Annotated in this window: 10 protein-coding genes and 2 rRNA genes; 11 read left to right on the top strand and 1 reads right to left on the bottom strand. The window is 65.8% G+C overall.

The genetic code is table 11. The features are described 5' to 3' along the window. The first annotated feature begins 11 nt into the window (after positions 1–11). The 8 genes from LRD69_RS13425 (at position 12) to proC (ending at position 7,706) form a co-directional block, all read left to right on the top strand. A complete protein-coding gene (locus LRD69_RS13425; RefSeq protein ID WP_277326804.1) occupies positions 12–839 on the top strand; it encodes a sugar phosphate isomerase/epimerase in 828 nt (275 codons plus the stop codon). Then, positions 836–1,477, top strand: coding sequence for a TetR family transcriptional regulator (locus tag LRD69_RS13420; protein WP_277326803.1), 642 nt, complete (start codon positions 836–838; stop codon positions 1,475–1,477). Before LRD69_RS13425 ends, LRD69_RS13420 begins: the two co-directional genes overlap by 4 nt. A 231-nt stretch (positions 1,478–1,708) precedes the next feature. Beyond that, positions 1,709–3,559 carry a dihydroxy-acid dehydratase gene (gene ilvD, locus LRD69_RS13415; RefSeq protein ID WP_277326802.1) on the top strand — a complete coding sequence of 617 codons (1,851 nt, stop codon included), beginning with the start codon at positions 1,709–1,711 and terminating at the stop codon, positions 3,557–3,559. Positions 3,560–3,656: 97 nt separating this feature from the next. Then, positions 3,657–4,193 (top strand): hypothetical protein, encoded by a 537-nt coding sequence (locus LRD69_RS13410; protein WP_277326801.1) that lies wholly within the window; start codon positions 3,657–3,659, stop codon positions 4,191–4,193. A 24-nt stretch (positions 4,194–4,217) separates the two neighbouring features. After that, positions 4,218–5,015 carry a class I SAM-dependent methyltransferase gene (locus LRD69_RS13405; protein ID WP_277326800.1) on the top strand — a complete coding sequence of 266 codons (798 nt, stop codon included), beginning with the start codon at positions 4,218–4,220 and terminating at the stop codon, positions 5,013–5,015. Positions 5,016–5,210: 195 nt separating this feature from the next. Next, positions 5,211–5,978: an ABC transporter ATP-binding protein gene (locus LRD69_RS13400; RefSeq protein ID WP_277326799.1), complete on the top strand. Its 768-nt coding sequence runs from the start codon at positions 5,211–5,213 to the stop codon at positions 5,976–5,978. Further along, the gene (locus LRD69_RS13395) at positions 5,975–6,796 is read left to right on the top strand and encodes an ABC transporter permease (protein WP_277326798.1); all 822 of its coding nucleotides are present in this window, start codon (positions 5,975–5,977) and stop codon (positions 6,794–6,796) included. The genes LRD69_RS13400 and LRD69_RS13395 overlap by 4 nt, the downstream gene beginning before the upstream one ends. A gap of 100 nt (positions 6,797–6,896) precedes the next feature. Further along, positions 6,897–7,706 (top strand): pyrroline-5-carboxylate reductase, encoded by an 810-nt coding sequence (proC, locus tag LRD69_RS13390; RefSeq protein ID WP_277326797.1) that lies wholly within the window; start codon positions 6,897–6,899, stop codon positions 7,704–7,706. Between the two features lie 3 nt (positions 7,707–7,709). Here the strand turns inward: proC and LRD69_RS13385 are convergent, their stop codons facing one another. Further along, positions 7,710–8,297, bottom strand: coding sequence for a cysteine hydrolase family protein (locus LRD69_RS13385; protein ID WP_277326796.1), 588 nt, complete (start codon positions 8,295–8,297; stop codon positions 7,710–7,712). Positions 8,298–8,380: 83 nt separating this feature from the next. On the opposite strand from LRD69_RS13385, the gene LRD69_RS13380 reads away from it, so the two are divergent. The 3 genes from LRD69_RS13380 to LRD69_RS13370 all read left to right on the top strand — a co-directional run bounded on the left by LRD69_RS13380 (position 8,381) and on the right by LRD69_RS13370 (position 14,976). Continuing rightward, a complete protein-coding gene (locus LRD69_RS13380; RefSeq protein ID WP_277329725.1) occupies positions 8,381–9,388 on the top strand; it encodes a helix-turn-helix domain-containing protein in 1,008 nt (335 codons plus the stop codon). 634 nt (positions 9,389–10,022) lie between these two features. Further along, a 16S ribosomal RNA gene (locus LRD69_RS13375) occupies positions 10,023–11,548 on the top strand. A 303-nt stretch (positions 11,549–11,851) separates the two neighbouring features. Then, positions 11,852–14,976, top strand: a 23S ribosomal RNA gene (locus LRD69_RS13370). The 16S and 23S rRNA genes sit together here, the layout of an rRNA operon. The last annotated feature ends 50 nt before the right edge of the window (positions 14,977–15,026 follow it).

The following is a 15,026-nucleotide window of genomic DNA, read 5'->3' as shown; positions in this document are numbered from 1 at the left end:
ACCCTGTCCCCGTGGCAGAACCAGTGGTGCGCATCCCGGATGCGAAGGTCGCCCTGTCGACGGCTTCGGTGTATCCGGAGTCGACGGCGACGGCCTTCGAGATCGCCGCGCGTCTGGGCTACGACGGTGTCGAGGTCATGGTCTGGACCGACCCCGTGAGCCAGGACATCGAGGCGCTGCGACGGCTCTCGGACTACCACCAGGTGCCGATCCTCGCCGTTCACGCGCCCTGCCTGCTGATCACGCAGCGGGTCTGGTCCACCGATCCATGGGTGAAGCTCCAGCGGGCCCGCACGGCCGCGGAGAAGCTCGGCGCGTCGACGGTCGTCGTCCACCCGCCGTTCCGCTGGCAGCGGCAGTACGCGCGCGACTTCGTCACCGGCATCTGGCGCATGGCGGACGAGACGGATGTCAGGTTCGCGGTCGAGAACATGTACCCGTGGCGGTACCGGGACCGCGAGATGCTCGCGTACGCCCCCGACTGGGACGTCACCAACGACGACTACCGGCACTTCACCGTGGACCTCTCGCACACCGCGACCGCCCGCACCGACGGCATGGCCATGGTCGAGCGGATGGGCGACCGCCTCGCGCACATCCACCTGGCCGACGGCAAGGGCTCGAACAAGGACGAGCACCTGGTGCCCGGCCGCGGTGACCAGCCCTGCGCCGAACTGCTGGAGCGGCTGGCCCGTACCGGCTTCGACGGCCATGTCGTCATCGAGGTCAACACCCGCCGCGCCATGTCCGCCGCCGAACGCGAGGCCGACCTGGCGGAGGCGCTCGCCTTCACCCGGCTCCACCTGGCGTCCGCGACGGCGCAGGTGCCGCGCCCATGACCATCCACAGGGACGGCGACTCGCCCGGTCCCGACGAACGCCCCAGACGCCGCGGCCGCCCTGCCCGTACGGACGAGGTCACCGGTCCCGGGGCCCGCGAACGCATCCTCGAGGCGGCCCGTACCGAGTTCGCCGGACGTGGCTACGACAAGACGTCGATCCGCGGCATCGCCAAGGCGGCGGGCGTCGACGCCGCGCTCGTCCACCACTACTTCGGTACGAAGGACGAGGTCTTCGCGGCTGCGATCGAGGTCTCCTTCGAGCCCGCACTGGTGCTGTCGGCCATCATCGGCAGCGGCACGGACGGCCTGGGGGAGCGCCTGGTCCGCTACTTCATCGGTGTCTGGGAGAACCCGGTGTCCCGAGCGCCGCTGCTGGCGATCATGCGGTCCGCGCTGACGCACGAGGCGGCGGCGAAGGTGCTGCGCGGTTTCGTGCTGCGGCGGCTGCTGGAACGGATCGCGGAGACACTGGACGTACCGGACGCGACGTTCCGCGCGGAACTGGCCGCCTCGCACATGATCGGGATCGCGATGCTGCGGTACGTGATCCAGGCGGAGCCGCTGGCGTCGGCGGAACCGGAGAAGATCGTGGCGATGGTGGCACCGACCCTGCAGCGCTACCTGACAGAGGACTGACCGGCGCTCCGGGAACCTCTTCGGCGTCCGCACAGCCGCTCGACGTGCCAGGGTGACGATCCGGCCCGCGCGATACCGAGGACCCGGGCCGCGGTGCCGGGGAGGGGCGGCGAACGACCCCACCCGCCCACACAGCGAGCACCCCGTCCCGCATTCCGGACGCCGTGTCCAGATCTTGGAGCCAAGGCGTAACCTCGAAGACAGTCTTTTCTGTCGAAGGAGCGAGAGACGATGCCCCAGCTGAGGTCCCGCACTGTCACCCACGGCCGCAACATGGCGGGCGCCCGCGCCCTTATGCGGGCCTCGGGCGTAGCCAGCGAGGACATCGGCAAGCCGATCATCGCGGTCGCCAACTCCTTCACCGAGTTCGTCCCCGGTCACACGCACCTCGCCCCGGTGGGCAGGATCGTCTCCGACGCCATCAAGGCGGCAGGCGCCGTGCCGCGCGAGTTCAACACCATCGCCGTCGACGACGGCATCGCGATGGGCCACGCGGGGATGCTCTACTCGCTCCCCTCCCGCGACCTGATCGCCGACTCCGTCGAGTACATGGTCGAGGCGCACTGCGCGGACGCGCTGATCTGCATCTCCAACTGCGACAAGATCACCCCCGGCATGCTGATGGCAGCGATGCGCCTGAACATCCCGACGGTCTTCGTCTCCGGCGGCCCGATGGAGGCCGGCAGGGCCACCCTCGTCGACGGCACCGTCCGCAAGCTCGACCTGATCAACGCGATCAGCGACGCCGTCAACGAGAACGTCTCGGACGAGGACATCCTCCGCATCGAGGAGAACGCCTGCCCCACCTGCGGCAGCTGTTCCGGCATGTTCACCGCCAACTCGATGAACTGCCTCACCGAGGTCCTCGGCCTCTCCCTCCCCGGGAACGGCTCCGTCCTCGCCACGCACACCGCCCGCAAGGCGCTGTACGAGGAGGCCGGCCGCACGGTCGTCGAGATCACCAAGCGCTATTACGAGCAGGACGACGAGACGGTCCTGCCGCGCTCCATCGGCACCCGCGCCGCGTTCGACAACGCGATGGCGCTGGACATCGCCATGGGCGGCTCCACCAACACGATCCTGCACCTGCTCGCCGCAGCCCAGGAGGCCGAGCTGGCCTACGACCTCGACGACATCAACGAGGTCTCGCGCCGCGTCCCCTGCCTGTCGAAGGTCGCGCCGAACGTGGCCCCCGGCGGCACGTACTACATGGAGGACGTCCACCGGGCCGGCGGCATCCCCGCCATCCTCGGTGAGCTCCACCGCGCCGGCCTGCTCGACGAGGACGTGCACTCGGTGCACTCCGCCACCCTCGCCGAGTGGCTGAAGAACTGGGACGTCCGCGGTGGCTCCCCGTCGCCCGAAGCCGTCGAGCTGTGGCACGCGGCCCCCGGATGCGTCCGTTCCGCGACCGCCTTCTCGCAGTCCGAGCGCTGGGAGACCCTCGACCTGGATGCGGCGGGCGGTTGCATCCGCGACCTGGAGCACGCCTACTCCAAGGACGGCGGCCTCGCGGTCCTGAAGGGGAATCTCGCCGAGGACGGCTGCGTCGTGAAGACGGCCGGCGTCGACGAGTCGATCTGGACCTTCGAGGGCCCGGCCGTCGTCTGCGAGTCGCAGGAGGAGGCCGTCGACAAGATCCTCCGCAAGGAGATCAAGGAGGGCGACGTCGTCGTCATCCGTTACGAGGGCCCGCGCGGCGGCCCCGGCATGCAGGAGATGCTCTACCCCACGTCCTTCCTCAAGGGCCGCGGTCTCGGCAAGAGCTGCGCCCTGGTGACCGACGGCCGCTTCTCCGGCGGTACGTCGGGCCTGTCGATCGGCCACGCTTCGCCGGAAGCGGCATCGGGCGGCACGATCGCGCTCGTCGAGGACGGCGACCGGATCAGGATCGACATCCCGAACCGGTCGATCGAGCTCCTCGTCCCCGAGGCCGAACTGACCGCCCGCCGCGAGGCGCTGAACGGCGTGTACGCGCCGAAGAGCCGCGAGCGCAAGGTCTCGGCGGCGCTGCGGGCGTACGCCGCGATGGCGACGAGCGCGGACCGCGGGGCGGTCCGCGACGTCTCCAAGCTCGGCTGACACACGCATCCGCACGGCCCGTCCGGCCCCCGGTGACCAGCGGTCGCCGGGGGCCGGCCCGCACCCGTACCCCTGCCGCCCGGGGATAATCGACCTCGTGAGCGAGAACCCCGAAGCCCCCGACGGCACCGAGTCCGGATCCACCGCCCCCGGCCCGCAGCCCGAGCCCATCCGTTTCTTCGGCACGACCTGGGTCGAGCACGACGGTCATTACGGACTGCGCCGCGCCGGTGTGGCTCTCGGTTCCCTCGCCGCGGCCGTCGCGTCCTGCTTCGTGCTCCGCTTCGCCTACCAGGGCCTGGAGATCGCCGACGTCGGCAGCTTCGTCGGGATCCTGGTCGTCCTGATGTTCGCCGTCTGCAGCGCCGTCGCCTTCCGCAAGACCTGGGAAGGGTTCAGCCACCGCCCCGCCGACCAGGCCCGCGAGGACAATCTGCGCGGTCTGAAGACGATCGGTTTCATCGGCTCGCTGCTCGCGTACTTCTTCCGCGCGTTCCTGGAGGCGCCGGGCGAGAAGCTGCGGCGCACGGAGTACGAGACGGCTGTCGCGCGGTACGCGAAGCGCCGCTCGGCGCGGACCGGGAACCCGGCGGGACGCAGGACGACCAAGCCCGGAAAACCTCGGCGCAAGTAACCCGGCCCGGGCGACGATGCCCCCATGTCTCACACGGATCCCACCACCTCCACCGGCCCCGGCGCGTCCACGCCCCACCACGGTCGGTCCCGCGCGCTCTCCTTCGACCGCGCAGCCGCCCAGTACTCCGCGGCCCGCCCCGGCTACCCGCCCGCCCTCTTCACGGCGATCGAGGAGCTCGCCGGCCGTCCCCTGCGGGGCGCCCGCACCCTCGACGTCGGCGCCGGCACCGGCATCTCCACCCGCCTCCTCCGCAACCACGGCGCCCATGTCACAGCCGTCGAGCCCGGCCCCGGCATGGCCGCGGAACTGCACCGGACGCTTCCGCAGGTGCCGATGGTGCGCGGCGACGGCAACCGCCTCCCCTTCGCCACCGCCTCGGCCGACCTGATCACGTACGCCCAGTCCTGGCACTGGACCGACCAGGCCCTCGCCGCCCCCGAGGCCGTCCGCGTCCTGCGCCCGGGCGGCGCCCTCGCGCTCTGGTGGAACGTCTCCGACCACTCGGTCCCCTGGATCGCCGAGCAGGACGCCCGCCTCCGCCGTTTCTTCGGCGCGGACGACAGCGCCCACGGTTCGTCCGTCCGCCCCCGCGACCTCCCGGCCGAGCTCGACTTCGCCAACCGCAAGGTGTCCTGGACCCGTCAGGTGTCGCTCGACACCCATCTCGCCAACCTCGGCAGCCACTCCGCCTTCCTCGTCCGCGGCGAGGAGGACGCGCGCCGGTTCCTCACGGACGAACGCGAGATCCTCGCGGAGCTCTTTGCGGACGGGACGGTCGAAGAGAGTTACGTGGTCGACCTCAGCGTGGCGACGCGCTGACGGTCACACCGAAGCGGCACGGCGGGGCGGTGGCAGGTCACCGCCGCCGTGTCACTGTGCCGCCCCGTCACCGCGACCTCTTCGCGACGCTCGTGCCACGGCGGCCTCGGCAGCGTGCCGAGCGCCCCGGGCCCGGACCGCATCCGGCTCCGCAGGCCCTTGACGCAGGGCGTTGCCGGACCCAATATTCATCGCATGATGAATTCTTCGGGCTTCGCCATCGAGGCCCGCGGCCTCACCGTCGTACGAGGCGACCGAACCGTCCTGCGCGGCATCGACTTCACCGTCGAACCCGGCAGGATCACCGGCCTCCTCGGCCCCTCGGGCTGCGGCAAATCCACCCTGATGCGAGCCGTCGTCGGCACCCAGGCCAAGGTCACCGGTACCCTCCACGTCCTCGGGACCCCTGCGGGCCACCCCGCCCTCCGCCCGCGCATCGGGTACGTCACCCAGGCCCCGTCGGTCTACACCGACCTCAGCGTCCGGCAGAACCTCGACTACTTCGCGGCCGTCCTCCAACCGGGCCGCAGCCACCGGGACAGCCGCCGGGCCGCCGTCACCCAGGCCATCGATGATGTGGACCTGGCCGACCATGCGGATGCCCTCGCCGGCACCCTGTCCGGCGGCCAGCTCACCCGGGTCTCCCTCGCCGTGGCCCTGCTCGGCACCCCCGAACTCCTGGTCCTCGACGAACCGACCGTGGGTCTCGACCCGGTGCTCCGCCGCGACCTGTGGGCCCTCTTCCACAGTCTGGCCGCCGACCACGGCACCACGCTTCTCGTCTCGTCCCACGTCATGGACGAGGCCGAGCGCTGCCACCGACTGCTCCTCATGCGTGAGGGCGAGATCCTCGCCGACGGCACGCCCGAGGCGCTGCGCACCGACGCCAGCACCGCCACCGTCGAAGAAGCCTTCCTCCACCTGGTCGACGAGGCCGCCAGCCGTCAGGAGAACGCCCGATGAGCACGACGAACACGGACAACGCGACCGACGCGAGGACCACCCCCCGGGCCGCCGGCCGCCCGGCCCCCAAGCCCCGGGCGCTCAGCCCGGCCCGGACCCTCGCCACCGCCGCCAGGGTCCTGCGCCAGTTGGCGCACGACCCGCGCACCGTTGCGCTGCTGCTTCTGATCCCGGTCGTGATGATCACGCTGCTGCGATTCGTCTTCGACGGCAGCCCACGCACGTTCGACGCCATCGGAGCCTCACTCCTCGGCATCTTCCCGCTGATCACGATGTTCCTGGTGACATCGATCGCCACTCTCCGCGAACGGACCTCGGGCACCCTGGAACGCCTCCTCGCCATGCCGATGGGCAAGGGCGACCTGATCGCCGGTTACGCCCTCGCCTTCGGCGCCGTCGCGATCCTCCAGTCCCTCCTGGCCACCGCGCTCTCGGTCTGGGCGCTCGGCCTCGACGTGATCGGATCGCCCTGGCTGCTGCTCATCGTCGCCCTCCTCGACGCGCTGCTCGGCACGGCGCTCGGGCTGTTCGTCTCCGCCTTCGCCGCGTCCGAGTTCCAGGCCGTCCAGTTCATGCCGGCCGTGATCTTCCCTCAGCTGCTGCTCTGCGGACTCTTCATCGCACGTGACCGGATGGCGCCCGTCCTCGAAGCGATCTCGAACGTCCTGCCCATGTCCTACGCGGTCGACGGCATGAACGAAGTCCTCCACCACACCGACGTGACCGGCAACTTCGTCCGCGACGTCCTGATCGTCGCCGGCTGCGCCCTCCTCGTCCTCACCCTCGGCGCGGCCACTCTCCGGCGCCGCACCGCCTGAGGGCTGTCCCGTAGATGGCCTCTCCGTCCCGGTGCGAGGATGGCGGCGACGACGCACCACCAGAACCGCGAACCACCGCACCGTCCGGAGGGTGAACCACATGACCCAGACAGTCGCAGTCCTCGGCACCGGCAAGATCGGCGAGGCACTGCTCAGCGGCATGATCCGGGCGGGCTGGCGCGCCGCCGACCTGCTGGTCACCGCCCGTCGCTCCGAGCGCGCCGAGGAACTCCATACCCGCTACGGCGTCGAGTCGGTCACCAACGCGGAAGCCGCCAAGCGCGCCGACATCCTGATCCTTGCGGTCAAGCCCCAGGACATGGGGCGGCTCCTCGACGAGCTCTCCCCCCACGTCACCGCCGACCGCCTGGTCATCAGCGCCGCCGCCGGCATCACGACCGGCTTCATCGAGGACCGCCTCGCCGCGAGCACCCCGGTCGTACGTGTCATGCCGAACACCCCCGTCCTGGTGGACGAGGGCATGTCCGTCATCTCCGCGGGCAGCCATGCCACCGTCGACCACCTCTCCACCACCGAGGCGATCTTCGGCGGGGTCGGCAAGACCCTCCGCGTTCCCGAGTCCCAGCAGGACGCGGCGACCGCGCTCTCGGGCTCGGGACCCGCGTACTTCTACTTCCTCGTCGAGGCGATGACCGACGCGGGCATCCTGCTCGGCCTGCCCCGTGCCCAGGCCCACGACCTGATCGTGCAGGCCGCCATCGGCGCCGCGGTGATGCTCCGCGACAGCGGTGAACACCCGGTCAAGCTCCGCGAAGCCGTGACCAGCCCGGCCGGCACCACCATCAGTGCCATCCGCGAGCTGGAGAACCACGGCGTGCGCGCCGCGCTCATCGCCGCCCTCGAAGCGGCCCGCGACCGCAGCCGCGAGCTGGCCTCGGGCAACGGCTGACCCTCACTTCCCCGCGGCAGCCACCAGCTCCGCGCTGGTCACGACCTTCGCGAACCCACCGCTGTGCAGCGACACGGCGGTGGCCCGCGCCAGCTCGTCCGCGCTCAGTGCCCACCCCCACGGCCCGACCCCGTCGAACGTGTGCGTGGCATCGAGCGCGAAGAACACCTCGTACCCGAGATTGCCGCCCATGCGTGCTGTCGTCTCCGCGCACATATTGGTCTGGATTCCGGCCACCACGATCTGCCGCACTCCGCCCTCGCTCAGCCACGCCCCCAGATCGGGCGTCCCGTAGAAGGCGGAATTCACGGTCTTCGTCAGAAACAGCTCGGGCCCGCTCCCCTTCCCCCGCCGCTCCTCCACATACGCCTTGAAACCGTTCCCCGGGTACCCGGGCCGCAGCGGCGAATCCGGCTTCGGCGAGTCATGCCGTACGAACACGACGGGCCGCCCGCTCGCCTGCCACGCGTCGATGAGCTCGGCGATGTTCCGATCCGCATCCGGATTGTTCCGCGGCCCCCAGTGCGCCTCCTCCTCGAAGCCTTCCTGAACGTCCACCACGACCAGCGCTGCGTTCTCTGCGATCTCCATGCCGACGATGCTGCCGCCCCTCGCCCCTGTCGCCCAGAGGCCGGAAAGTCATCGATCGATGCTTTACTGCCACCATGGCGACCATGCAGGCCCCCGCCCCCACCCGCATCGCCCTCGTCTCGTTCCCCGGTGTCCGGGCCTTCGACGTTTCGGTGATCACCGAGGTCTGGGGCGTGGACCGCACCGACCGCGGGGTTCCGCCCTTCGACCTGCACCGCACGGCCGCCGATCCGGCCCCCATCCCTCTGCGCGGGGGTCTCTCCCTCACCCCGGACCGCACCCTCGCCTGGCTGACCCGCGCCGATCTGATCGTCGTTCCCGGCCTCGACGACCACCTGACACCCGCGCCCACCCCGGTCCTCGAAGCCCTGCGCAGCGCCCACGCCCGTTCCGTCCCCATCGCCGCGCTCTGCGGCGGCGCGTTCACCCTTGCCCAGGCAGGCCTCCTCGACGGCCGACGGGCCGTCACCCACTGGAACCTCACCGAGCTCCTGCGCACCCGCCACCCCGCAGTGACGGTCGTCCCGGACGCCCTGTTCCTTCAGGAGGACAACATCTGGACGTCAGCAGGGACCGCGGCCGGCATCGACCTCTGCCTCCACCTCGTCCGTACGGCCCATGGCGCCGAAGCCGCAGCGGCGATCGCCCGTTCGATGGTCACGGCCCCGTTCCGCACCGGAACCCAGGCCCAGTTCATCGAGCACCCCACCCCGCACACCGACCGGGACGCCGACACGCTCGCCTCGGTACGGGACTTCGCCCTGACCCATTTGGCCGAACCGCACACGGTGGCCGACCTCGCCGCCCGCGCCGGCATGTCCGCCCGCACCTTCGCCCGCCACTTCCAGGCGACCACCGGCACGACGCCCGTGCGCTGGCTGATCACTCAACGCATCGCCGCAGCTCAGAAGCTTCTGGAGCGCACCGACCTGCCCCTGCCCGAGGTGGCCCGCCGTACAGGCTTCGGCAGCGAGATCACGATGCGTCAGCACTTCGCCGCCCACCTGGCCACCAGCCCGCGCGACTACCGCTCGGCCTTCCGCCACACCCAGGGACCACCCATGGTTGACACGGGCCGCCTGCATCCGTAATGTACTCCGAGTTGTCCGACGTGAGCGCCGACCCCGGTCGGTCCCCGGACAGCCATTCCGCAGTAACCACAACGAGCCATCGACGCCTGTCGTACGGCTTTCCGTGCGCATTCGCGAAATGAAGAATCCACGTTCGAAGGAGCGTGACCCCGATTAGCGTCGGGGCCAGGGGTTCGCTAAGGTCTCACTCGTCCGAACGGCCCAACAGCCGGTAGGACAAACCCCGCTGACCGGGAATCAGGCCCGAGAGGATCTGATAGAGTCGGACTCGCCGGAAAGGGAAACGCGAAAGCGGAAACCTGGAAAGCGGAACCCGTTTCGACCGGGAATCGGACACGAAAGAGTCTGGTAGAGTCGGAAACGCAAGACCGAAGGGAAAAGCCCGGAGGAAAGCCCGTGAGGGTGAGTACGAAGGAAGCGTCCGTTCCTTGAGAACTCAACAGCGTGCCAAAAGTCAACGCCAGATATGTTGATACCCCGGCCTGTTTCGGCAGGTTGGTGGTTCCTTTGAAAGTCCTGCCGGGCCTTGTGGTTCCGGTGGGCAATTTTACACAGCGAGGACGCTGTGGACGACCGGTCCTATTCCGACCGGTTGTCCCGCTCTCGTGTGTGTCGTCCCGATTACGGGAAAACATTCACGGAGAGTTTGATCCTGGCTCAGGACGAACGCTGGCGGCGTGCTTAACACATGCAAGTCGAACGATGAAGCCCTTCGGGGTGGATTAGTGGCGAACGGGTGAGTAACACGTGGGCAATCTGCCCTTCACTCTGGGACAAGCCCTGGAAACGGGGTCTAATACCGGATAACACTCTGTCCCGCATGGGACGGGGTTGAAAGCTCCGGCGGTGAAGGATGAGCCCGCGGCCTATCAGCTTGTTGGTGGGGTGATGGCCTACCAAGGCGACGACGGGTAGCCGGCCTGAGAGGGCGACCGGCCACACTGGGACTGAGACACGGCCCAGACTCCTACGGGAGGCAGCAGTGGGGAATATTGCACAATGGGCGAAAGCCTGATGCAGCGACGCCGCGTGAGGGATGACGGCCTTCGGGTTGTAAACCTCTTTCAGCAGGGAAGAAGCGAGAGTGACGGTACCTGCAGAAGAAGCGCCGGCTAACTACGTGCCAGCAGCCGCGGTAATACGTAGGGCGCAAGCGTTGTCCGGAATTATTGGGCGTAAAGAGCTCGTAGGCGGCTTGTTGCGTCGGTTGTGAAAGCCCGGGGCTTAACCCCGGGTCTGCAGTCGATACGGGCAGGCTAGAGTGTGGTAGGGGAGATCGGAATTCCTGGTGTAGCGGTGAAATGCGCAGATATCAGGAGGAACACCGGTGGCGAAGGCGGATCTCTGGGCCATTACTGACGCTGAGGAGCGAAAGCGTGGGGAGCGAACAGGATTAGATACCCTGGTAGTCCACGCCGTAAACGTTGGGAACTAGGTGTTGGCGACATTCCACGTCGTCGGTGCCGCAGCTAACGCATTAAGTTCCCCGCCTGGGGAGTACGGCCGCAAGGCTAAAACTCAAAGGAATTGACGGGGGCCCGCACAAGCAGCGGAGCATGTGGCTTAATTCGACGCAACGCGAAGAACCTTACCAAGGCTTGACATATACCGGAAAGCATCAGAGATGGTGCCCCCCTTGTGGTCGGTATACAGGTGGTGCATGGCTGTCGTCAGCTCGTGTCGTGAGATGTTGGGTTAAGTCCCGCAACGAGCGCAACCCTTGTTCTGTGTTGCCAGCATGCCCTTCGGGGTGATGGGGACTCACAGGAGACTGCCGGGGTCAACTCGGAGGAAGGTGGGGACGACGTCAAGTCATCATGCCCCTTATGTCTTGGGCTGCACACGTGCTACAATGGCCGGTACAATGAGCTGCGATGCCGCGAGGCGGAGCGAATCTCAAAAAGCCGGTCTCAGTTCGGATTGGGGTCTGCAACTCGACCCCATGAAGTCGGAGTTGCTAGTAATCGCAGATCAGCATTGCTGCGGTGAATACGTTCCCGGGCCTTGTACACACCGCCCGTCACGTCACGAAAGTCGGTAACACCCGAAGCCGGTGGCCCAACCCCTTGTGGGAGGGAGCTGTCGAAGGTGGGACTGGCGATTGGGACGAAGTCGTAACAAGGTAGCCGTACCGGAAGGTGCGGCTGGATCACCTCCTTTCTAAGGAGCACTTCTTACCGAGCTTGCTTGGTCAGAGGCCACTACGTCGGCAAATGTTCGACGGTGGTTGCTCATGGGTGGAACGTTGACTATTCGGCACGACAGGTTGTTGTTCACCAGTACTGCTTCGGCGTGGAACGTGGAGAATGGTCGGTCGTGTCGGGCACGTTGTTGGGTATCTGAGGGTACGGGCTCGTTTGAGTCTGTCCTTCGGTTGCCGGCCCCAGTGAACTCGCCCTTGTGGGTGGGGTGATGGGTGGCTGGTCGTTGTTTGAGAACTGCACAGTGGACGCGAGCATCTGTGGCCAAGTTTTTAAGGGCGCACGGTGGATGCCTTGGCACCAGGAACCGATGAAGGACGTGGGAGGCCACGATAGGCCCCGGGGAGCTGTCAACCGAGCTTTGATCCGGGGGTGTCCGAATGGGGAAACCCGGCAGTCGTCATGGGCTGTCACCCGCTGCTGAACACATAGGCAGTGTGGAGGGAACGAGGGGAAGTGAAACATCTCAGTACCCTCAGGAAGAGAAAACAACCGTGATTCCGGGAGTAGTGGCGAGCGAAACCGGATGAGGCCAAACCGTATGCGTGTGATACCCGGCAGGGGTTGCGCATGCGGGGTTGTGGGATCTCTCTTTTGCGGTCTGCCGGCCGTGAGACGAGTCAGAAACCGTTGATGTAGGCGAAGGACATGCGAAAGGTCCGGCGTAGAGGGTAAGACCCCCGTAGCTGAAACATTGACGGCTCGTTTGAGAGACACCCAAGTAGCACGGGGCCCGAGAAATCCCGTGTGAATCTGGCGGGACCACCCGCTAAGCCTAAATATTCCCTGGTGACCGATAGCGGATAGTACCGTGAGGGAATGGTGAAAAGTACCGCGGGAGCGGAGTGAAATAGTACCTGAAACCGTGTGCCTACAAGCCGTGGGAGCGTCGCTGTTGTTCTTCGGAGCAACAGTCGTGACTGCGTGCCTTTTGAAGAATGAGCCTGCGAGTTTGCGGTGTGTTGCGAGGTTAACCCGTGTGGGGAAGCCGTAGCGAAAGCGAGTCCGAATAGGGCGTTTTAGTAGCACGCTCAAGACCCGAAGCGGAGTGATCTAGCCATGGGCAGGTTGAAGCGGAGGTAAGACTTCGTGGAGGACCGAACCCACCAGGGTTGAAAACCTGGGGGATGACCTGTGGTTAGGGGTGAAAGGCCAATCAAACTCCGTGATAGCTGGTTCTCCCCGAAATGCATTTAGGTGCAGCGTCGTGTGTTTCTTGCCGGAGGTAGAGCACTGGATAGGCGATGGGCCCTACCGGGTTACTGACCTTAGCCAAACTCCGAATGCCGGTAAGTGAGAGCACGGCAGTGAGACTGTGGGGGATAAGCTCCATGGTCGAGAGGGAAACAGCCCAGAGCATCGACTAAGGCCCCTAAGCGTACGCTAAGTGGGAAAGGATGTGGAGTCGCAGAGACAACCAGGAGGTTGGCTTAGAAGCAGCCACCCTTGAAAGAGTGCGTAATAGCTCACTGGTCAAGTGATTCCGCGCCGACAATGTAGCGGGGCTCAAGCGTACCGCCGAAGTCGTGTCATTCGTACATGTATCCCCAACGGGAGTACGGATGGGTAGGGGAGCGTCGTGTGCCGGGTGAAGCAGCCGCGGAAGCGAGTTGTGGACGGTTCACGAGTGAGAATGCAGGCATGAGTAGCGATACACACGTGAGAAACGTGTGCGCCGATTGACTAAGGGTTCCTGGGTCAAGCTGATCTGCCCAGGGTAAGTCGGGACCTAAGGCGAGGCCGACAGGCGTAGTCGATGGACAACCGGTTGATATTCCGGTACCCGCTTTGAAACGCCCAATACTGAATCAGGCGATGCTAAGTCCGTGAAGCCGGCCCGATCTCTTCGGAGTTGAGGGTAGTGGTGGAGCCGACGAACCAGACTTGTACTAGGTAAGCGATGGGGTGACGCAGGAAGGTAGTCCAGCCCGGGCGGTGGTTGTCCCGGGGTAAGGGTGTAGGGCGTGTGATAGGCAAATCCGTCACACATTAAGTCTGAGACCTGATGCCGAGCCGATTGTGGCGAAGTGGATGATCCTATGCTGTCGAGAAAAGCCTCTAGCGAGTTTCATGGCGGCCCGTACCCTAAACCGACTCAGGTGGTCAGGTAGAGAATACCGAGGCGTTCGGGTGAACTATGGTTAAGGAACTCGGCAAAATGCCCCCGTAACTTCGGGAGAAGGGGGGCCATCACTGGTGATTGGATTTACTCCATGAGCTGGGGGTGGCCGCAGAGACCAGCGAGAAGCGACTGTTTACTAAAAACACAGGTCCGTGCGAAGCCGTAAGGCGATGTATACGGACTGACGCCTGCCCGGTGCTGGAACGTTAAGGGGACCGGTTAGCTGACTTTCGGGTCGGCGAAGCTGAGAACTTAAGCGCCAGTAAACGGCGGTGGTAACTATAACCATCCTAAGGTAGCGAAATTCCTTGTCGGGTAAGTTCCGACCTGCACGAATGGCGTAACGACTTCTCGACTGTCTCAACCATAGGCCCGGTGAAATTGCACTACGAGTAAAGATGCTCGTTTCGCGCAGCAGGACGGAAAGACCCCGGGACCTTTACTACAGTTTGATATTGGTGTTCGGTTCGGCTTGTGTAGGATAGGTGGGAGACTTTGAAGCAGCCACGCCAGTGGTTGTGGAGTCGCCGTTGAAATACCACTCTGGTCGTGCTGGATGTCTAACCTGGGTCCGTGATCCGGATCAGGGACAGTGTCTGATGGGTAGTTTAACTGGGGCGGTTGCCTCCTAAAGAGTAACGGAGGCGCCCAAAGGTTCCCTCAGCCTGGTTGGCAATCAGGTGTTGAGTGTAAGTGCACAAGGGAGCTTGACTGTGAGACCGACGGGTCGAGCAGGGACGAAAGTCGGGACTAGTGATCCGGCAGTGGCTTGTGGAAGCGCTGTCGCTCAACGGATAAAAGGTACCCCGGGGATAACAGGCTGATCTTCCCCAAGAGTCCATATCGACGGGATGGTTTGGCACCTCGATGTCGGCTCGTCGCATCCTGGGGCTGGAGTCGGTCCCAAGGGTTGGGCTGTTCGCCCATTAAAGCGGTACGCGAGCTGGGTTTAGAACGTCGTGAGACAGTTCGGTCCCTATCCGCTGCGCGCGTAGGAATATTGAGAAGGGCTGTCCCTAGTACGAGAGGACCGGGACGGACGAACCTCTGGTGTGCCAGTTGTTCTGCCAAGGGCATGGCTGGTTGGCTACGTTCGGAAAGGATAACCGCTGAAAGCATCTAAGCGGGAAGCCTGCTTCGAGATGAGTATTCCCACCCCCTTGAGGGGTTAAGGCTCCCAGTAGACGACTGGGTTGATAGGCCAGATGTGGAAGCCCGGTAACGGGTGGAGCTGACTGGTACTAATAGGCCGAGGGCTTGTCCTCAGTTGCTCGCGTCCACTGTGTTAGTTCTGAAATAACGAACGGCCGTGTTG

It is taken from the genome of Streptomyces sp. JH14 (assembly GCF_029428675.1).
Classification (GTDB): domain Bacteria; phylum Actinomycetota; class Actinomycetes; order Streptomycetales; family Streptomycetaceae; genus Streptomyces.
Note: the sequence above shows the minus strand (reverse complement) of the source record. Positions and strands in the feature narration are given on the sequence as shown.

Excerpts from the sequence above, each read along its gene's own strand:
- LRD69_RS13385 (WP_277326796.1), bottom strand. The coding sequence starts at position 8,297 with ATGGAGATCGCAGAGAACGCAGCGCTGGTCGTGGTGGACGTTCAGGAA.
- LRD69_RS13400 (WP_277326799.1), top strand. The coding sequence starts at position 5,211 with ATGATGAATTCTTCGGGCTTCGCCATCGAGGCCCGCGGCCTCACCGTC.
- proC (WP_277326797.1), top strand. The coding sequence starts at position 6,897 with ATGACCCAGACAGTCGCAGTCCTCGGCACCGGCAAGATCGGCGAGGCA.
- LRD69_RS13420 (WP_277326803.1), top strand. The coding sequence starts at position 836 with ATGACCATCCACAGGGACGGCGACTCGCCCGGTCCCGACGAACGCCCC.
- LRD69_RS13395 (WP_277326798.1), top strand. The coding sequence starts at position 5,975 with ATGAGCACGACGAACACGGACAACGCGACCGACGCGAGGACCACCCCC.
- ilvD (WP_277326802.1), top strand. The coding sequence starts at position 1,709 with ATGCCCCAGCTGAGGTCCCGCACTGTCACCCACGGCCGCAACATGGCG.
- LRD69_RS13380 (WP_277329725.1), top strand. The coding sequence starts at position 8,381 with ATGCAGGCCCCCGCCCCCACCCGCATCGCCCTCGTCTCGTTCCCCGGT.
- LRD69_RS13405 (WP_277326800.1), top strand. The coding sequence starts at position 4,218 with ATGTCTCACACGGATCCCACCACCTCCACCGGCCCCGGCGCGTCCACG.